The sequence below is a fragment of the Paenibacillus peoriae genome (assembly GCF_022531965.1).
Lineage (GTDB): Bacteria > Bacillota > Bacilli > Paenibacillales > Paenibacillaceae > Paenibacillus > Paenibacillus polymyxa_D.
This window is the reverse complement of the sequence record NZ_CP092831.1, coordinates 211,485-231,514: the sequence shown is the minus strand read 5'-3', so window position 1 is coordinate 231,514 and position 20,030 is coordinate 211,485. Positions and strand designations below refer to the sequence as shown.

General features: G+C 44.4%; 16 protein-coding genes, 1 tRNA gene and 1 other RNA gene. 3 read left to right on the top strand and 15 right to left on the bottom strand.

The window, feature by feature from the left end; translation table 11 throughout:
- The first annotated feature begins 25 nt into the window (after nt 1-25).
- Nucleotides 26-1,177, top strand: a complete 1,152-nt coding sequence (locus MLD56_RS01015) for a glycosyltransferase (RefSeq protein ID WP_241113451.1) — start codon at nt 26-28, stop codon at nt 1,175-1,177.
- A gap of 118 nt (nt 1,178-1,295) precedes the next feature.
- Here MLD56_RS01015 and MLD56_RS01010 read toward each other — a convergent pair whose 3' ends face one another.
- The 14 genes from MLD56_RS01010 to MLD56_RS00945 form a co-directional block, all read right to left on the bottom strand.
- A complete protein-coding gene (locus MLD56_RS01010; protein WP_029516932.1) occupies nt 1,296-2,246 on the bottom strand; it encodes a ring-cleaving dioxygenase in 951 nt (316 codons plus the stop codon).
- A 74-nt stretch (nt 2,247-2,320) separates the two neighbouring features.
- Nucleotides 2,321-2,719: a DoxX family protein gene (locus tag MLD56_RS01005; protein WP_029516933.1), complete on the bottom strand. Its 399-nt coding sequence runs from the start codon at nt 2,717-2,719 to the stop codon at nt 2,321-2,323.
- A gap of 66 nt (nt 2,720-2,785) precedes the next feature.
- Entirely contained in the window at nt 2,786-3,013 is a 228-nt protein-coding gene (locus tag MLD56_RS01000; RefSeq protein WP_029516934.1) for a DUF896 domain-containing protein, read from the bottom strand.
- A 344-nt stretch (nt 3,014-3,357) separates the two neighbouring features.
- A complete protein-coding gene (locus tag MLD56_RS00995; protein ID WP_029514617.1) occupies nt 3,358-5,445 on the bottom strand; it encodes a carboxypeptidase regulatory-like domain-containing protein in 2,088 nt (695 codons plus the stop codon).
- A 292-nt stretch (nt 5,446-5,737) separates the two neighbouring features.
- Nucleotides 5,738-6,102, bottom strand: a transfer-messenger RNA (tmRNA) gene (gene ssrA, locus MLD56_RS00990).
- A gap of 250 nt (nt 6,103-6,352) precedes the next feature.
- Nucleotides 6,353-6,832 carry an SsrA-binding protein SmpB gene (gene smpB / locus MLD56_RS00985; RefSeq protein WP_013308270.1) on the bottom strand — a complete coding sequence of 160 codons (480 nt, stop codon included), beginning with the start codon at nt 6,830-6,832 and terminating at the stop codon, nt 6,353-6,355.
- 283 nt (nt 6,833-7,115) lie between these two features.
- The gene (rnr, locus tag MLD56_RS00980; RefSeq protein WP_029518986.1) at nt 7,116-9,731 is read right to left on the bottom strand and encodes a ribonuclease R; all 2,616 of its coding nucleotides are present in this window, start codon (nt 9,729-9,731) and stop codon (nt 7,116-7,118) included.
- 189 nt (nt 9,732-9,920) lie between these two features.
- Nucleotides 9,921-10,154 carry a preprotein translocase subunit SecG gene (gene secG / locus MLD56_RS00975; protein WP_013308268.1) on the bottom strand — a complete coding sequence of 78 codons (234 nt, stop codon included), beginning with the start codon at nt 10,152-10,154 and terminating at the stop codon, nt 9,921-9,923.
- 341 nt (nt 10,155-10,495) lie between these two features.
- Nucleotides 10,496-11,782 carry a phosphopyruvate hydratase gene (gene eno, locus MLD56_RS00970; RefSeq protein WP_013308266.1) on the bottom strand — a complete coding sequence of 429 codons (1,287 nt, stop codon included), beginning with the start codon at nt 11,780-11,782 and terminating at the stop codon, nt 10,496-10,498.
- A gap of 63 nt (nt 11,783-11,845) precedes the next feature.
- Complete coding sequence (gene gpmI / locus MLD56_RS00965; protein ID WP_029518987.1) at nt 11,846-13,390, bottom strand: 2,3-bisphosphoglycerate-independent phosphoglycerate mutase; 1,545 nt, start codon at nt 13,388-13,390, stop codon at nt 11,846-11,848.
- A 1-nt stretch (nt 13,391) separates the two neighbouring features.
- Nucleotides 13,392-14,144 (bottom strand): triose-phosphate isomerase, encoded by a 753-nt coding sequence (gene tpiA / locus MLD56_RS00960; protein WP_023986490.1) that lies wholly within the window; start codon nt 14,142-14,144, stop codon nt 13,392-13,394.
- A gap of 59 nt (nt 14,145-14,203) precedes the next feature.
- Nucleotides 14,204-15,385 carry a phosphoglycerate kinase gene (locus tag MLD56_RS00955; RefSeq protein WP_029518988.1) on the bottom strand — a complete coding sequence of 394 codons (1,182 nt, stop codon included), beginning with the start codon at nt 15,383-15,385 and terminating at the stop codon, nt 14,204-14,206.
- A 123-nt stretch (nt 15,386-15,508) separates the two neighbouring features.
- On the bottom strand, nt 15,509-16,519 hold the full coding sequence (gene gap, locus MLD56_RS00950; protein ID WP_023986488.1) for a type I glyceraldehyde-3-phosphate dehydrogenase: 1,011 nt from the start codon (nt 16,517-16,519) through the stop codon (nt 15,509-15,511).
- A gap of 94 nt (nt 16,520-16,613) precedes the next feature.
- Nucleotides 16,614-17,651 carry a sugar-binding transcriptional regulator gene (locus tag MLD56_RS00945; RefSeq protein ID WP_029518990.1) on the bottom strand — a complete coding sequence of 346 codons (1,038 nt, stop codon included), beginning with the start codon at nt 17,649-17,651 and terminating at the stop codon, nt 16,614-16,616.
- Nucleotides 17,652-17,906: 255 nt separating this feature from the next.
- Between MLD56_RS00945 and MLD56_RS00940 the strand changes: the two genes are divergently transcribed.
- Nucleotides 17,907-17,981: transfer RNA gene (locus MLD56_RS00940), tRNA-Arg, on the top strand.
- Between the two features lie 210 nt (nt 17,982-18,191).
- Nucleotides 18,192-18,788 carry an ATP-dependent Clp endopeptidase proteolytic subunit ClpP gene (clpP, locus tag MLD56_RS00935; protein ID WP_013368815.1) on the top strand — a complete coding sequence of 199 codons (597 nt, stop codon included), beginning with the start codon at nt 18,192-18,194 and terminating at the stop codon, nt 18,786-18,788.
- A 127-nt stretch (nt 18,789-18,915) separates the two neighbouring features.
- Here clpP and MLD56_RS00930 read toward each other — a convergent pair whose 3' ends face one another.
- A complete protein-coding gene (locus MLD56_RS00930) occupies nt 18,916-20,022 on the bottom strand; it encodes a PdaC/SigV domain-containing protein (RefSeq protein ID WP_029518992.1) in 1,107 nt (368 codons plus the stop codon).
- Nucleotides 20,023-20,030 lie beyond the last annotated feature (8 nt).

The following is a 20,030-nucleotide window of genomic DNA, read 5'->3' as shown; positions in this document are numbered from 1 at the left end:
TAAAAATGGTGGGGGGGAGATCATATTGGCTATCCGCTACAGCGTCATCATTCCAACCTATAATCGAGTCCAGCAATTGTTGCTTACACTCGCTTCATTTGAGACACAAACCTATCCAAAGCAACTATTCGAAGTCATTGTAGCTGATGACGGTTCTACAGACGGAACGAGAGAAATGGTCGAAGACTTCAAAGCATCCTATCCTCTTATCTATGTGTCACATCAGGAACAACGCGGTCGATCTGCCGTTCGAAATTTGGGACTGCGCCGTGCAAGAGGGCTATACATCATCTTCTGCGACGCTGACTTTGTAGTATTACCGGAATTTATTAGGATCGTGAGCCGTTATCACCGTAAATATCCCAAGTCCGTGCTTTCAGGCATTCCTCACTCGTGGGACGATGCTTTTACCCATTATTACCCTGACTTTTCTCCTGAAGAAAAAGAACAATGTCGCAACATACTTACGCAGTCCAACTTATGGAATGCTGACTATGAAGCAGCAAACAAAATTACTCCGATCATAACCCCAGAAGATATCCTTCACCAAACGGGTGCACTGTCTAAAGTAGTTAGTCCCACAAGGGTTCCTCCGAATACGCAGAAACAATTTGCCTCAACGGACGTAGCCCCCTGGATGCTGCTGGTTACTCGTTGTGTAGCCATCAAACGCAGTCACTTGATTCGTATTGGAGGTTTCAATGAACGGTTTGTGCTCTATGGACTCGAGGACTGGGACCTTGGCTATAGACTACATCGCTTGAAGATTCCTTTTTATTGCATCAAAGAGGTGGTCGGATATCATCAGGAACATCCAACCTATCTTAGAGGTAACGTGTTAAATACGGAAAATCTGAGAATCATGTATGAAACCTACGGATTCCATGACTCCTCGTTAAATTTATTTGCCCTTATCCCTCCATCCGAGGATTTTGAGACCTACAAAAATACGTTGCGGGTATTGCGCAGGGGATTCCGCTCTAGGTTAACACGCTCATCAGCACTGTTATTAAGAAGAACACTACGCATTGCAGCCAAACAGTTCTACGATCAAAGCCATACTCTTGCATACAAAAAGTCATTACACTTGATAAAAAAGAAAGCAGCGAACCGGAAAAGTCGAGTCGCTCACGTATTACGAGAAATGCTAGTGAAGTCTGAAAAGCTGGTGGAATAGCAAGAGGCCGGAAGGTCCCGAGACACATGAATCTTTCCCGAAATAAAAAGACTCCTCCATATGAGAGCAGGCCAAACTCGGCAAGCTATCTTATGGAAGAGTCGTATGCAACTTTTACTTACTTTTGTTTTTCCGTTAATGTTCTCACTTTAATAGGATGCAGATTCGCCTCGATTTGAGCCCGCTGCGGTTCATACCACTCTGGCAGCATTAATTTCTGCCCCATAGATTCAGCAGGTTCATCGTTAGCAAATCCCGGTGGATCTGTAGCAATTTCAAATAATATGCCGCCCGCTTCTCTGAAATATATCGCATTAAAATATTGGCGGTCTATGATTGGAGTCGGCTGATAGCCATAATGCTGGACTGCGCTTCTCCATTCTTCATGTTGTTCGAAGTCTTTTGCACGCCATGCAATGTGATGTACCGTGCCTGCTCCACCAAAGCCTAGACCTATTTTGGCGAGTGGGACATCCACGATGTTGCCGATTTCTCCTACGGACTGATAACGCGCATATTCGGCGTCTTCAGCGATTTTCGTAAATCCGAGTATGCTCTCCAATGCATCCATCGTTCTCTGTGGATTGACACTAAATAGCACGGCACCTCCAAACCCCTTAATTGCTTTATCGGCTGAAATGCCACCGTAAGACCAAGTACTATTCGCTCCCTCTTCACGTTCAACAAGCTCAAGACGTAAACCCTCATTATCCTCGAATTGAAGATATTGTTCAGAAAAACGGCTCGTTTTCGTAACTTGAATATCCAAGCTTTGCAAACGATGCTGCCAAAAATCAAGTGAACCTGGGGGTACTACATACGAGGTTATGCCCACCTGGCCTCCTCCGATTCGCCCTTTGGGAGTTCCTGGTGCAGGAAAAAAGGTAATGATCGTTCCAGGACTCCCTGCATCGTTGCCAAAGTACAAGTGGTAAACCTCAGGAGCATCGAAGTTGATCGTTTTCTTCACTAACCGAAGTCCCAGGACGCCGGCATAGAAGTCGACATTTTCCTGCGGATTACCGGCAAAAGCAGTAATATGATGGATACCTGTAGTTTGAAGTGACATATGAAACCCTCCTTTAATCGTAGGAACCTTTATTTTTTGTTGTTGATGACTTTTAATGACCTAAACATCATGTTTTATCTAAGTATTGCATCAATGGAATATGAACCTGCTCCTGTCAACGCAATACCGATTACAACTGCAATAAGAACTAGCGGATATTCATAGCCATTAGCCGTTGCCCAGATCCCGTTTTGGCCATGTACTTTGAAAATTGCTCCGAGCATAGTCGCCGTAATCAACAATGCAGCCAGTGGAGTGAGCAATCCTACAGCAAATAGAGCTCCTCCCAACAATTCCATCAACCCAGCAGCCACTGCCATGAATACTCCGGGCTTAATGCCAATCGATTCCATCCAACCGCCCGTACCCTTTGGACCATAGCCGCCAAACCACCCAAAAAGCTTCTGCGCTCCATGCCCCACCAATAATAATCCAACCACCAAACGTATCAATAACAATCCACTTGCCAACATAAGAATCACTCTCCATATTATATTATTTTAAGATTATTAAATTAGAGATATTAAATAAAATTAAATCTATTGCTTAGCGACTCGAGCCTGTTCTTTTCTAAGTTTTTCAGGAGTAACATCATCTCCATTCGGATCATAGATCGTAGCATTCAAGAGAATGCTTTGTACAGAGCCCCGAAAGATTTGAAGGTATTCTTTGCGAAGATCGGTTTGTTCCATTTTTTCAATTTCAGTCAACCCAACTTCTTTCGCTTTTTTTGCAAGCTGATTAATTCTTTCTAAAATGGTAATCATGTATATACCTCCCTATTCAAAATTTTATGATCACTTTTATCTTTAATTTATTTATCTTGATATAAAGATATAATACTTTTCTATCCGTGTCAATACTTTTTCGAAAAGAAAAGCAGCCAGAACACTTAGAGACACCTTTAAGCTACAAGTTGTGTAAAACCTTTCAACTCAATTACTAGAGCCATAATAAAAAGCCACCAACCAGAATCACGGGCTGATGGCTTTCTTGTCTTACTCAAATGGAGGCGAGGGGAGTCGAACCCCTGTCCGAAGATAACGACACATAAGCTTCTACGGGTGTAGTCACAGTTTTGATGTCACCCGAGTATCGCCCCGTAACCGGCTTAATTTGGGTCAGCTGGATTAAGTATTAATAGTTCATTAAGCTTTACATTAATGCGTCGAGTAACTTCACCAATCGTGATATCATATTCTCCAACACTTAGTGGATATATCCACTCATCTTTTCCATAGACGATTCCCGAGTAGGTAAAGGTATTGTCTGCTCTTCTTATGGACAGATATGGATTTGACAAGGGTTTACCCTCAGCATCTTTGAATACGAATTTAACAAATCCACCGTAGCCAACCAGGTTAAAATCAGCTGTTTCATAAACACTAGAAGTAACACTCACATCTGATTTGGAACTTTTAATATACCCATTGGCAAAGGCATTCAACGTATATTTTCCGGAAGGAACCGAGAGAGTATATTCCCCATATACATCGGTCGTAGCTGTCCATAATTGATTGTACGTACTAGCAATTACCGTAGCTTGCTCCACTGGATAGCCATCAACTCCACTCACCTTACCTTTTATTACACTTCCAGCTTTAGAGTTCATTGGGTCAAAAATGTATAATTTATTTAGTTCAACATCAACAAGACGAGTGACTTCACCAATTGTAACGTTATATGTCCCAACACCTAAAGGATAAACCCATTCGTCTTTCCCATAAATTACTCCTGAGTAGACGGTGCTATTATCCATTCTTTTTATAGATATCATTGGATTTATTAATGCTTTGCCATCAGTATCTTTAAATACTAATTTAACAAATCCACCATACCCCACCAAGTTAAAATCAAATGTATCATACGCACTTGAAGTCACACTTACATTTGATTTTGAATTATCTACATAGCCATCTGCATAAACGCTTAATGTATAAATTTCTGAAGGAAGTAATAGTGTGTATTTCCCATACACATCCGTAGTCACCGTCCAAGATTGGTTATACGTGCTAGCTGTTACGGTAGCATACTCCACTGGCATACCCTCAATACCGTATACGGAACCTGTAACACTGTGGACAAGTTCATCACCAGGGAAATTCACCTCAACTGGTATGAGCTTATCATCAAGTGTACCATCACCTAACTGTCCATAATCGTTGCCGCCCCAAGCCCAGACCGATCCATCTTTTTTTATTGCTAGTTGATGACCGGGGTATTGGGCGTATGTTTTAGATATTTGAGTGACATCTGTTAATTCAACTGGAGTTACTTCAATTTGATTAGTGAATATGTCTTCTTTAATTAATACAACTTTCCCATCTGACTTCAATGCCATTCCATTTGATATAGCTACAATGTTATCTAGATTTTCAACTTGTGTAGGAGTTGATCTATAGTCATCCCAAACCCAGACAGTCCCATCCGCTTTAAGTGCCAGTGTAGCTAATGTAGAAATATTAGCGAGTGCTTTTACATTTTCTATTCCTAAAATTTGTGTTGGTGTGGTCTGATAATTTGAACCATTAACTAAGTATCCCCACTCCCACACAGTCCCATCTGATTTGACAGCTTTTGATTTTTCATAACTACCTGTGATAGAAATGACATTTGACAAATTTTTCACTTGAACTGGAGTATATTGATCAATATAAGATCCATCCCCCAAAATTCCATATGCGTTATAGCCCCAAGTCCATACTGTTCCATCTGATTTTAAAGCCAGTGAATGATGACTTCCAGCTGATATAGAAATTACATCATGTAGATTATGTATCATTACAGGTTTCGATCTGTAAGTATTTGTTCCGTCGCCTAGCTGACCTTCGCTGTTATATCCCCAGGACCATACAGTTCCGTCTGATTTCAAGGCAAGCTGAAAACTATTCATCCCACCAACAACTTTCGTTATTTCACTCACATTTGGAATCTTCACTGGAATTTCAACAAAGTTAGGGTAACCAACCAACTCGCCTCTTTCGTTCAACCCTGATCCCCAACCCCATACAGTTCCGTCTGATTTAACTGCATATGACCTGAGGGAGTCAGCTGCAACATTAATGAACTGATGTGAAGGATTAGATGCAGATATTTCGTTGGACGAAGCATAGACAAAACCTGAGTTATTAGAAGTCATCATAAATAACATTAAAAGTACCATGGTTATCAATCTAAATTTTTCAAACAGGTTAGACATCTCTCTCAGACCCCTTTTAGTAGATTGTGCAACTCAGTTATGAATTAATTTAACGGTTACTACTACTTAGTCGATAATGGCAACACCTCTTCACTACAAAATCAGATACCCCAATATTCCCACACGATAAATATTCTGTCAAAATATTTTGTCGTCCTAGCTATATCACCTTATATCTGAATCTATCGTATTCGATGGCAGAGAAAATAGAAGCCATCGAGCCGAAGTGATCCTCCCTTTTCGAGTCCACGAGAAAAAACGGACACCGAATGGTGTCCGTTACTGATACTACGTATGGAGGCGAGGGGAGTCGAACCCCTGTCCGAAGATAACGACACATAAGCTTCTACGGGTGTAGTCACAGTTTTGATGTCACCCGAGTATCGCCCCGTAACCGGCTATACGTTGGGTCAGCCTGATTATCTTCTTCAGCTCACCGCAGGCGGAGATGAGACAGCGTATCCCACTATTTGTTAGCCCCTATCCCTGTCACATGGGCGATGCAGAGTAGAAGCACGCACACAGTTTCTTAGGCTGCGAAAGCGTAGTTGTTTTGTTGTTTGCCGTTTAATAGGCTTTAGCGTTGATGAAGCGGACGCGTCCCCACTACCCGCTACCCATGCTCGAACTATCCCCGTCGAATCCATAAACGCCCCCTTATTATAAAAGGGCTCCACGGATAAATCCGGAAATACCGGAGCATAAGCATGCATAATATCAAAAGCTGAATCCTAAGATTCAACACTCGAACAAAGTTAAAAGCTTTAAAACTGACTACTTCGTTAGTATACCATATTACAGGTCATTACGAAACGAAATGAAGCCATTTAAGCCTTATAAAATAGCACCATTAGAGGAACAAGTAACTTTTCCACGTAATTTGTACCATAACTAATAATACAATAACTTATCTCGCAATTTTCTGCTTCTCGCGCAAAGCGCGTTGGATATCACGTTGTGCATCGCGTTTAGCGGCAGCATCACGTTTATCATACTGCTTTTTACCTCTACCCAGTCCGAGCAAAAGCTTGGCATAACCATTGCGAACATAAATCTTTAACGGAACAATCGTGTAACCTTCCTGTTTGGACAGACCGATAAGCTTGCGAATCTGCTCTTTATGCAACAGCAGCTTACGCGTACGCGTCGGATCGGTAGGATTATTACGATTACCTTGCTCAAAAGGACTGATATGCATATTGTGAATATGAATTTCGCCATTACGGATCGTAGCAAATGCATCACTTATATTGGAACGACCATTTCGCAGAGACTTAATTTCCGTTCCCGTTAATACCATGCCCGCCTCGTAGGTGTCCTCAATAAAATAGTCATGGGAAGCTTTTTTGTTCTGGGCGAGCACTTTCCCGTCTGCCTTCTTACCCATGAATACCACTCCTTATGAATAACGTAATTCACTCTTGAAATCCAGGCATCAAAATCTGGCTACAAAGAGCCACCTAGAAATATATTGTAACAAATTTCAGATGGTAAAAGCAAGAAGGGTCAAGCCTTCTACATTTCTAACTAACACTAACATCACACTTAAAACAAGGCGGCTTCTATCCGTTACTGCAGACAGAAACCGCCTTTATACCTAAGTCGCATGATTAGTTTCATACCCTGCCACGAAAGAAGACTCCTGCCTTCTAGCAAGCAAGTATAGCCACCTACTTCTTCTTTTTCCGCACAAAGCCAGCGGTGCTATTGCCGCCACTTCCGCCCTTATTCTTCCGTTTGCGTCGTGCTGCGCCTTCACCGTTTGGTCTGGCATCACTTCCTGGTGTAGCTGCTCCGCCGATGAAAATACCGCTGGCAGACGTCTTCTTCCGTCGCTTGCTTGCCCCGGATGCTGGCGAGTTATACCCGCCCTTGCCACTGCCAAAGCCGAAGCTGCTAGCTGAACCAGCTCCTGCCCCGTTCCCACCGCCGCGCCCTGAACGGCCTGCGGTGCTAATGCCTCCGTTACCTGCGCCAGCCTCTTTTGGCTTCCCGGTAACATCACGACTGCCTTTACCCTCTTTGCCAGTCTTATCCTTGCCGCCCTTGCGGTCACGCCCTTCTCGGCCTTTGCCTTTACCACGGCTCTCGCCACGCGCAAAGCCTCCGCCCTGTCCTGTACCGCCAGTCCGTTCACGGCGTTGCCGTTGCTTCATATCGACAAGTTCAAAGTCAATTGTGTAATCTTCCATATTTACACGCGCGACCCGAACCTTAACCTCATCTCCAATGCGGAACACCTTGGAAGTGCGTTCGCCGATCAACGCCATATGCTGCTCGTCAAAATGATAATAGTCGTCCGTAAGCGCACTCAGTCGCGTCAGACCCTCCACTGTATTGTCGAGCTCTATGAACATTCCGAAGCTGGTTACACTGCTGATGATTCCCTCGAATTCCTCGCCGACCTTATCCAGCATGTACTCAGCCTTTTTCATCTGCTCTGTATCACGCTCTGCATCCACAGCTACACGCTCACGCTCGGAAGATTGCTGCGCAATATCAGGCATACGTGCAGTCAAATATTCCTGACGTTCGGCTGTTAAAGCCCCGCCATTCTCCAATACCTCACGAATGACACGGTGAATCACCAAGTCAGGGTAACGACGAATCGGCGATGTAAAATGAGAGTAATATTCCGCTGCTAGTCCAAAATGACCTGTCGACTCCGCATCATACTTTGCCTGCTTCATCGAACGCAGCATCATCGTGCTAAGCACGGTTTGCTCCTTCGTACCCTGAATGTCTTCCAGCAACGTTTGCAGTGCACGCGGATGAATGGAATTCCCTCTACCTTTGATCTGATGCCCAAAATTAGCTGCGAAAGCCATAAAGTTTTGCAGCTTCTCTGGATCTGGGTCCTCATGAATCCGGTACAAGAAAGGTACTTTGAGCCAATGGAAATGTTCAGCTACCGTTTCATTGGCCGCCAACATAAACTCTTCAATAATTTGTTCAGCTATCGTACGATCCCTCTTCACAATATCGACAGCTTTACCTTCATCATCAACAATCACTTTGGCTTCATCAAAATCAAAATCAACTGCACCTCGGCGCATTCGATTAGCACGCAGCTTCAATGCCAATTCCTTCATCGTGCCGAATACATCAACCAGATCCTTGTACCGTTCCATCAGTTCAGCATCTTCCTCTTCGAGGATTTTGCGAACGTTAGTGTACGTCATCCGTTCCTTCGTTTTAATCACACTGGTGAAAATATCATGCTTTACAACCTTCATATGCTCATTGAATTCCATCTCACAGGATAAAGTCAGTCGATCCACCTGTGGATTCAAAGAACATATTCCATTCGAAAGTCGATGTGGAAGCATAGGAATGACACGGTCAACCAAATACACGCTACAACCGCGGTTATATGCCTCCTGATCCAGCTTGGAGTTCTCACGCACATAATACCCTACGTCGGCAATATGAACGCCCAGACGGTAGTTTCCGTTCGGCAAGCGCTCTACATTGACAGCATCATCCAGGTCTTTGGCATCCTCACCATCAATGGTAACAATGATCTTATCACGCAGATCGCGCCGTCCCTGACGTACAATCTCTTCTTCCGTAATCGCGTCGGGAGCATTCTCGGCTTCCTCTGTCACTTCATCTGGAAAAGCTTCCGGAAGCTGATGCTTGCGAATAACGGACAAAATGTCAACGCCTGGATCATCCTTATGACCCAAAACCTCCAACACTTCGCCTTCCGCCGCAGCTCGTCCTTCTGGATAGCTCACAATGCGCACAACGACCTTTTGCCCGTTCACAGCTCCGTTGAAGCTATCCTTTGGAATGAAAATATCCCGGTTAATGCGCTTATCATCCGGCAAAACAAAACCGTATGCTTCGTGGCTCTGAAACACGCCTACTACTTGAAGCACTGCGCGCTTCACGATCCGCACAACTTCGCCTTCTAATCGGCCACCCGCAGGTCCCTTCGACGTCACTCTTACCAGTACCGTATCTCCATTCATCGCACTCTTTAAGTCGTTAGCATGAATATATACATCCGGGTGCTCCCGGTCCTCTGGAATCAAAAAGGCAAATCCCTTGGCATGAGCCTGCAAACGCCCACGCTGCAAATCCATCCGTTCCGGCACGCCATAACGGTTTGTGCGGGTCAGCAGAATTTCCCCCTCTTCCTCCAAGGCATTCAAAAGCTTAAGAAATTCACGGAAATCTTCGGCATCCTTAATATCAAAATGCTGCTCCAGCTCCTGGTAAGTCATGGGTTTGTATGCGGTCTCGCGCATAAAATCGAGTAGTTGTTGCTCTGTTATCATAATATTGTCCACCTCGGGTGACCTTTAATTTTCAGTAATAAAATCCGCATGTCCTTGTTCCTGATACAAGGCTCTTAATATACTCATACCCTAGTATACACGAATTTAATCGACGGCATCCCTGCCTGTCCAAAATCTAAAAAAAGCCCCCGTTTCCCGCGAAACGAAGGCTTAAGGTACATATTTATCTTATTTTGCAAAAAATGCAACTAAAACAGAAACGATCATGAAACCCGCACCCAAAACAGCAGTTGCGCGTTGTAAAATCAAATCCATACCGCGAGCTTTTGTCTTGCCGAACAGATGCTCAGCACCGCCAGAGATGGCACCGGACAAACCTGCACTTTTCCCCTTTTGCAGTAAAACAACCGCAATAACAGCAATCGAGAACACAACGAGCAGCACTTTCAAAAAGATTTCCATGAAAAATCCCACCTCCTGAGCTTATACATCTGTTTTGCAAAACAACACAGCCTCTTTTATGAAAACATGTACATATCATGTTATAAATAGCCGGAAATTAACGCAAAACACTATTTTTATTCTACCACAGCTTCCAGTAGATAACAACAGCTATAGCAAGTCACTCAGCCATTAAGCCTTTGCAAAGTTATAAATTCTCATACACATCCATAATAACAAAAAACAGACCTGCTCGCGGTGGCGAGTAGGCCTGTTTTATTCATGCGTAAAAGCTTTGAGCGTTCAGACTTCGTGATCATAAACCATGAGTCAAGAGACGCCATCAGCATTTTTGCGCAATATTATTTTTTCAGGTTGTAGAAAGATTTCAGGCCGTGGTATTGAGCCAGTTCACCCAGTTGATCCTCAATGCGGAGCAATTGGTTGTACTTCGCAATACGGTCAGTACGGGAAGGAGCACCTGTTTTAATTTGGCCTGCATTTGTTGCAACAGCGATATCAGCGATTGTGCTGTCTTCGGATTCACCGGAACGGTGAGAGATAACAGCTGTGTATCCTGCACGTTTAGCCAATTCGATAGCATCGAATGTTTCAGTCAGCGTACCGATTTGGTTTACTTTGATCAGGATGGAGTTACCGATGTTTTCATCGATACCTTTAGCCAGACGCTCTGTGTTTGTTACGAACAGGTCGTCACCAACCAATTGGATTTTGTTGCCCAATTTTTCAGTGAGCAATTTCCAACCTTCCCAGTCATCTTCGGAGCAACCATCTTCAATAGTGATGATTGGGTATTTATCAACCCAAGAAGCAAGCAGGTCAACGAACTCAGCAGAAGTGAAGGATTTGCCTTCGCCTTCCAAAGTATATTTTCCATCTTTGAAGAACTCAGTGGAAGCAACGTCCATACCGAGGAATACGTCAACACCTGGTTTGTAACCAGCTTTTTCGATCGCTTCGATAATAGTGGACAGAGCTTCTTCGTTAGATTTGAAGTTAGGAGCAAAACCACCTTCATCACCAACAGCTGTGTTCAAACCTTTGGAGTTCAGTACGGATTTCAGGTTGTGGAAGATTTCTGCGCCTACACGCAGAGCTTCTTTAAATGTAGGAGCGCCTACAGGCAGAACCATGAACTCTTGTACGTCAACGTTATTGTCGGCATGAGCGCCACCGTTAACGATGTTCATCATTGGTACTGGCAATTGTTTAGCATTGAATCCGCCTAGGTAAGTGTACAGTGGCAAGCCCAGAGCTTCAGCAGCAGCGCGAGCTACAGCCATGGATACTGCCAGAATTGCGTTTGCACCCAATTTACCTTTGTTATGTGTACCATCCAATTTGATCATCAGCGTGTCGATTTCTACTTGGTTCACAGCATCCAAGCCGATTACTTCAGGAGCAATAATTTCGTTCACGTTTTTAACAGCTTGCAGAACGCCTTTACCCAGGTAACGGGATTTGTCGTTATCACGAAGTTCTACAGCTTCGTGAGCGCCTGTGGAGGCACCGGAAGGAACGATAGCACTACCGATAGCACCGGATTCCAGATATACTTCAACTTCAACCGTAGGGTTACCACGGGAGTCGAGGACTTCGCGAGCGTACACGTCAGAAATAATAGTCATTTGTACTTAATCTCCTTTGTGAATCATGATTTATTGGTCAAGCCTATACTTATTAAATCAAGCTTACTTGCGGGATGCAATCATAGATTTTCCTGTCATTTCCGCAGGTTGCGGAAGTTGCATCAAATCCAGAAGCGTTGGAGCTACGTCAGCCAATATTCCATGCTCACGCAAAACGATACTTTCGTCAGTCAAAATGAACGGAACCGGATTCGTTGTGTGAGCTGTGAACGGACGTCCCTGCTCATCAATTTCCATATCCGCGTTACCATGGTCGGCAATGATAATAACCACGCCACCTTTGGCTTTAACCGCATCTACAACACGTCCAACACATTCATCCGTCGTCTCTACCGCCTTAATCGTTGGCTCCAGCATACCGGAGTGTCCAACCATATCCGGATTGGCAAAGTTCAGGATAATCGCATCATGCTTGTCGGCTTCGATTTCCTTAACAGCAGCATCCGCTACTTCATACGCACTCATTTCCGGCTGCAAGTCATATGTAGCCACTTTAGGCGAGTTGATCAAAATACGAGTTTCGCCAGGAAGCTCCACATCACGTCCGCCACTGAAAAAGAAAGTAACGTGCGGATATTTTTCAGTCTCGGCAATACGCAATTGCTTCTTGTTGTTTTGAACCAACACTTCACCAAACGTGTTATCCAGATTTTTCGGTTCGTAAGCTACAAAGCCCTCAACCGTTTCGCTGAACAACGTCAGGCAAACAAAGTGCAAATCTTTAGGCCATTTCGGGCCACGGTCAAAACCACGGAAGTCCGCGTTTGTAAATACCTGAGACAGTTGAATCGCACGGTCAGGACGGAAGTTGAGGAAGATAACAGAGTCATTGCTTTCGACCAGCCCTACAGGACTTCCGTCAGCCTTCACAATAACAGTTGGCTCCACAAATTCGTCGAACACTGATTTTTCATACGATTCTTTCAATGCTTCCATTGGATCTGTGTATTGAGGTCCTTCTCCGTATACGATTGCACGGTAAGATTTCTCTACACGTTCCCAACGTTTGTCGCGGTCCATAGCATAATAGCGTCCTTGTACAGTCGCAATTTTACCTACGCCCACTTCTTGAATTTTAGCGATCAGCTGCTGCATGAAGCCTACGCCGCTGTCTGGCATAACGTCGCGTCCATCCATGAAAGCATGAATGTACACTTCTGTTAGGCCTTCTTTTTTCGCCAAGTCCAGCATAGCGAACAGATGGCTGATATGGCTATGCACGCCGCCGTCGGACAGAAGTCCGTACAGGTGAAGTTTCGTGTTGTTCTTCTTGGCATGTTGCACTGCTTTAACCAGTGTTTCATTGTCGTAGAATTCACCTTCACGGATGGACTTCGAAATACGAGTCAAGTCTTGATATACGATACGGCCTGCGCCGATGTTCAAGTGACCCACTTCAGAGTTACCCATTTGTCCTTCCGGCAAACCTACTGCTTCGCCAGAAGCCGTCAGCGTTGTATGAGGATACTGTTGTAAATACCGGTCGTAATTCGGTTTGTTGGCCTGTGCAACCGCATTGCCTTCCACGGTGTCACGCAGTCCGAACCCGTCCATAATAATTAAAGCTACCGGTTTTGGTGCTGTCATCTTACTTCGCCCCCTCAACAAGCGCGATGTACGACGCCGGTTGAAGACTGGCACCGCCCACGAGCGCGCCGTCGATATCGCTTTGACCCAGGTACTCAGTAACATTTTCAGGTTTTACACTACCACCATACTGAATACGTACAGCATTTGCTGTATTTTCATCATACAGCTCTTTAATCAGACTGCGGATATAGGAAATCACTTCATTCGCATCCTGCGAAGTGGAGGATTTGCCTGTTCCGATGGCCCAGATTGGCTCATAAGCAACAACTACTTGTGCAGCCTGATCCTTAGCCAAACCAGCAAAAGCTGCTACAGTTTGCACTTTTACAACTTCTTTGGTTTGTCCAGCTTCACGATCTTCCAGCTTTTCGCCTACACATACGATTGGAGTCAGGTCATGACGGAATGCCGCATGAACCTTTTTGTTCACCGTTTCGTCTGTTTCATTAAAATATTCACGACGTTCGGAGTGTCCGATCACAACGTAGTCTACGCCCAGATCTTTCAGCATTCCGCCGCTAATTTCACCTGTAAATGCACCATCTTCTGCAAAGTGCAGGTTTTGTGCGCCAATTTTAATAGACGTGCCTTTTACTGCTTCAACCAGAGCAGGAAGATTCGTAAATGGTGCGCAAATCACGCTTTCCACTCCTGCAACCTCTGCTTTGCCTTTGATCTCTTCGATGAAAGTTTTAGCTTCTGGTACGGTTTTAAACATCTTCCAGTTACCCGCGATAATCGGTGTTCTCAATGGTTTCAACTCCTAACTATTAGGTGCCCTAAAGCTTTATTCACGCATAGTGCGTTTGATTATTTATCGTTCAGTGCAACAACACCCGGAAGTGCTTTGCCTTCCATAAATTCCAGAGATGCGCCGCCGCCAGTGGAAATATGATCCATCTTGTCAGCCAAGTGGAATTTTTCAGCCGCAGCCGCAGAATCACCGCCACCAATGATGGTGTATGCTTCAGTTGTTGCGCAAGCTTCCGCTACTTCACGAGTACCACCAGCGAAAGGCTCGATTTCAAATACGCCCATTGGTCCGTTCCATACAACCAGTTTGGAGTTTTTGATTACATCTGCATAGATTTTACGTGTTTTCGGTCCAATGTCCACGCCTTCCCAAGCTGCAGGAATGCCGTCGATATCCACAATGTCTGTGTTCGCCGTAGCGCTGAAATCGTCAGACACAACAATATCTACCGGAAGATAGAAGTTTTTGCCGAGTTTCTTCGCTTTTTCGATAAATCCAAGAGCTACGTCCAGTTTGGATTCATCCAGCAAAGATTGACCCACTTCATAACCTTGAGCTTTGAAGAATGTATAAGTCAAACCGCCACCAATGATTACGTTATCTGCAATGTTCAGCAGGTTGTCGATCACGTCGATTTTGTCTTTTACTTTGGAACCGCCGATAATGGCTGTAAAAGGACGATCTGGATTCGACAGAGCTTTACCAATAACAGACAATTCTTTTTCCATCAGCAGGCCGGAAACAGCCGGAAGAATATGAGCGATACCTTCAGTGGAAGCATGAGCACGGTGTGCTGCGCCGAATGCGTCATTCACGAAAACGTCAGCCAATTCAGCAAATTGCTTCGCCAACTCAGGATCATTCTTTTCTTCTCCTGCATAGAAACGTACATTTTCAAGCAACAGCACGTCGCCGTTTTGCAGTTCAGCCACTTTCGCTTTAACAGCTTCGCCTACCGCTTCGTCCACTTTAACTACTGGCTTTTTCAGCAGTTCAGACAAACGTACGCCAACAGGAGTCAGACGCATGGATTCAACAACCTGACCTTTTGGACGTCCAAAGTGACTCGCCAAAATAACTTTTGCACCTTTTTCAATCAGGTAGTTAATGGTTGGCAAGGTTTCACGAATACGCTTGTCATCTGTAATTTTACCGTCTTCAACCGGAACGTTAAAATCTACACGAACAAACACCCGTTTTCCATTCAGTTCTATATCACGTACGCTCTTTTTGTTCATCTCCATATTCCTCCGCACCCTTATAATTTTACGAAACAGGAATTTAAGGCACATTTTGATATATAAAGAGCGGAAACAATAACCTGTTTCCGCTCTATGATGTTGCTAATAAGAAAGTTCTTATTATTTAGCCAGTTTAGCGAAGTATTCCAACGTGCGGATCAATTGTGCAGTGTAGGACATTTCGTTGTCATACCAAGCTACAGTTTTCACCAGTTGTTTGTCGCCGACAGTCAGAACTTTAGTTTGAGTTGCATCGAACAAAGAACCGAAAGTGAGGCCTTTGATGTCGGAAGAAACGATTTGATCTTCAGTGTATCCATAAGTTTCAGGATCGGAAGCTTCTTTCATCGCTGCGTTGATTTCTTCAGCAGTTACGTTTTTCTCCAGAACTGTTACCAACTCAGTCAGGGAACCTGTAGGTACTGGAACACGTTGAGCCGCGCCATCCAATTTACCTTTCAACTCAGGGATAACCAAACCGATTGCTTTAGCAGCACCAGTTGTGTTAGGAATGATGTTTTCAGCTGCTGCACGAGCACGACGGAAGTCACCTTTAGCATGTGGAGCATCCAAAGTGTTTTGGTCGCCAGTGTAAGCATGAATTGTAGTCATCAAACCTTCAACGATACCAAATTTATCTTGCAGTGTTTTAGCCATAGGAGCCAGGCAGTTCGTTGTGCAAGAAGCACCAGAGATTACAGTTTCAGTTCCATCCAGAATTTCATGGTTTACGTTGTAAACGACAGTTTTCATGTCGCCAGTAGCTGGAGCGGAGATAACAACTTTTTTAGCGCCGCCTTTCAAATGTTTCTCAGCAGCTTCTTTAGTTGTGAAGAAACCTGTGCATTCCAGAACGATGTCTACACCCAGGTCTCCCCAAGGCAGTTCTTCAGGGTTGCGGTTAGCCAAAACTTTAACTTCTTTACCGTTTACTTTGAAGAAGCCATCATGTACTTCTACTTGTCCTTGGAAATTACCTTGTGTTGTATCATATTTCAACAAATGTGCCAACATTTTGGAATCTGTCAAGTCATTGATTGCTACTACTTCAATACCTTCCACGTTTTGAATCCGACGGAAAGCAAGGCGTCCAATACGTCCGAAACCATTAATACCAACTTTAACTGTCATGAGTGAGTTCCTCCCAAAGTTCGTTTAGTTTAGTTTTATATATTCAAGACAGACCCGAAAGCCTGTCAAGACAACACGATTCATAAATCCTATATTAATCATTTAAATAACGACTTACAATCTCAACAGCAGCGCCTTCGTCGGTGACCAGAATGTCTTCTTGCCCGAAACGCAGTACCGCATGAATAGCGGCCGCCTTGTTCTTGCCTCCAGCTACACCTAGAACCGTATCGGTACGCCTAATGTCCTCCAATCGGAGTCCAAGCGTCAGCATTCTGTGAACAACGACGCCATCTTCGTTAAAATAATAACCAAACGATTCGGCTACCGCCCCTTCACTGCTGATCTGGGCAAAGGTTTCGGGATCAAGTTTACGTCTATGTGCCATCGCTATGGCGTTGCCTATCCCGTGAATGATGATACGACTCTCGCGAATCAGGCTCAATATATCCTGAATGTTCGTATCTTCAAGCAAGGAGTTGTAAGCATGATTGCTGAGCAAATCCGGTACATGGAGCAGACGGTATTGAGCGCCGACCTTGCGAGCCATTGTGGAAGCAATTGTGTTGGCCTGCATTTCCATGCTTTCTCCCAAACCCCCGCGTGCCGGTACAAACCACCCACCCTTAAGGGGGCCATTAGAAGGCAATGCCAGTTGTTCCGCCACGTCTGCAATCGTCGTGCCACCTGTTACAGCGACCACATCCTCGTCGTCCATAACACTTAGCAACGCTTTTGCTCCAGCGCGCCCCAGCTCCTGCTTTGTTAACGGAGAAACATCCGAATCCCCTGGAACGACAACCACCTTCCTCAAACCATAGGCTTGACGAATCTGGTCCTCCAATTGGGACAGGCCGAACAAGTTATTCGCAATCGGCTCCAGCTGTTCCAGCAGATCCAGTCCTGCTTTGCTCACCTTCATGCCTACACTCTCAATCTCAATTAGCCCCTGAGCTTTAAGAAGATCGGTTTCGGCGCGCAACACGCGCTCGGTCATGTTCAGTGAAGCTGCCAGTGTTCTGCGTCCAACAACATCGGACAGCATAATCTGATGCAGGATCGTGTACCTTTTTTTCAAAACATCCATGAGGTCGGGCAGAAGCTGCTTCTGTATTTCTAATATCTTTCGCATGCTTTCCACTCCCGCACACTTCTAAGTTCTGTCTCTAACTGGTCTTAAAACGTCCCGGGATAACTTTTTAAGTCCCACGTATATCTTAACCAATATTTGCTCCATATGCAAGTCTATCTGAACCTATATTTCTCAACCATTTGTCTGAATATGCGCATTTAATAAAAGCTTGCAATTCACTGCTGTATATCATATAATCATCTTTGTTTCCAATTAGCTGTTTAATTAGTTAGTTGTTTGCATTGAATCAACTATGCGCCCGTGGTCCAACGGATATGACGTAGGCCTCCGGAGCCTGAGATCGAGGTTCGATTCCTCGCGGGCGCGCCATTTTAAATGAACGCTTAAATGCTTCTATATAATGTTTTAACCAATAAGAGCGCTGAGGGCTCTTTTTTTTAATCATTAGTTTGACTTTCTTTGACTTTTTGTTTGAAATTGTTTATCATGTGGTTAATACGGTAACAGTTTATAAATAAGGGACGTGTACTCGGCATGTCCACCAAATCCACTAACGATATTTAAGGGAGGTTTTTTGACGTGAGCTATGTTCCTATGGTAGTAGAACAAAGTAACCGCGGCGAACGCGCCTATGACATTTATTCCAGACTGTTAAAGGATCGCATTATTTTGTTAGGCTCGGACGTCAATGACGTTGTAGCCAACTCTATAATTGCGCAAATGCTGTTTTTGGCTGCCGAAGATCCTGAAAAAGATATTCACTTGTATATTAACAGTCCTGGCGGTTCCATTACAGCTGGTATGGCCATTTTCGATACGATGCAATACATTAAACCTGATGTATCTACGATTTGTGTAGGTATGGCGGCTTCCATGGGCGCGTTCTTGCTGAATGCAGGCGCCAAAGGTAAACGTTTCGCTTTGCCAAACAGTGAAATTATGATTCACCAACCTCTGGGTGGTGCACAAGGCCAGGCAACGGATATCGAAATCCGCGCACGCCGCATTCTGAAAATGCGTGATAAACTGAACCGCATTCTCGCAGATCGCACAGGCCAACCACTGGAACGTATTGAAAAAGATACAGACCGTGACTACTTCATGTCTGCTGATGATGCCAAAGAATACGGTATTATTGATAAAGTGCTAACTAGCTCCTCTCCAGAAGGTGTATAAGAGAAAAAATTTGCCTCTCGATAGCTGGTAAATGAAAAAGCTGCTCCGGATGTTATTATCCGGTAGGCAGCTTTTTTGCTTTATTGTTTTTTAGAGTATAGACAGTCCAACTTACTCATTTCTACTATTAAATCTGTCCCGCAAAAGGCTTTCCGCCTTGAGGCAGCAGTTGACCGAACGAGTAGGTAAACTCCGGAATTCCATACGCGTATGGCGCATAATCATACAAATCAAACACGATTGTTACTCCACTGTTCGTCACATAAAAATTCTGATCTGCCGCCAACTCTTTAAATTTACCGAATCCTTCACCAGCCTGAAGCGCATCGATTTTTTTCTTCAAATCAGCATTGAGGAACTTTTTGTAATTTGGATTCGCCTTCAATACGTCAGACAACTGCAGCAGTTTACCATCAGCGAGCGAGAACGTATATCCTTTACGTACCGTCATTCCATGTGCGCCACCCATATACGAGTAATCCTGCATAATCACACTTAGAATACCGTCCTTGTTATAGGCAATTGCAAAATCATTTTCGAAATCATACGGTCTTTCTGTTGTAGCCTCTCCCTCAGCCACCATCTTTTTGCCTGCTGCCAATATACCCTCTGCATGCTTTTTAAGCACATGGTTAATGGCCTGCTCTGCCTCAGGATTCAGCTGGCTGCCGCTGATTTGCGGATACTTAACTTTGTAAGATACCTTCGCATTACTCGAAGCTGGAAGTGTTTGAGACGCAATTGTGATCGGGTTTAGCTGACTTTTACTTAGCGTTACTGTCTTCTGAGCTGCGTTCCATTGAGCATCTATGCCTAGATAGTCTTTCAACAGACTCATAGGAATGTATAGCTTCCCAGCGATCTGTTTGGCATCCATACTACGTGTATTGATTCCATTGACGTTGACGTAGGCATCCGAGGAAGAAGCCATAATGTAAAGTTTATTGTACCCGCTACCTACGGTATATGTCGTTGCTTTCGCATCATAGCTTACTGGAATCCCCAAGCTGTCACGCAGTGCGGCCACCGGAATCATTGTACTCCCGTTCACTTGAACACCTTTAGCGGGCAACGTTTTACCATTCCATTGGATAGTGATTCCTGGTTGCTGTGTTGCCGCTTGCTGCTGTTTAATCGATGCTGCCTGGATATATGAAACGGGAACAGCTGCGATTCCTGCTAAAATCCCTGCTGCCAGCAGTGCTGAACCCCATTTTTTCGTATGCTTATTCATATTAAGTA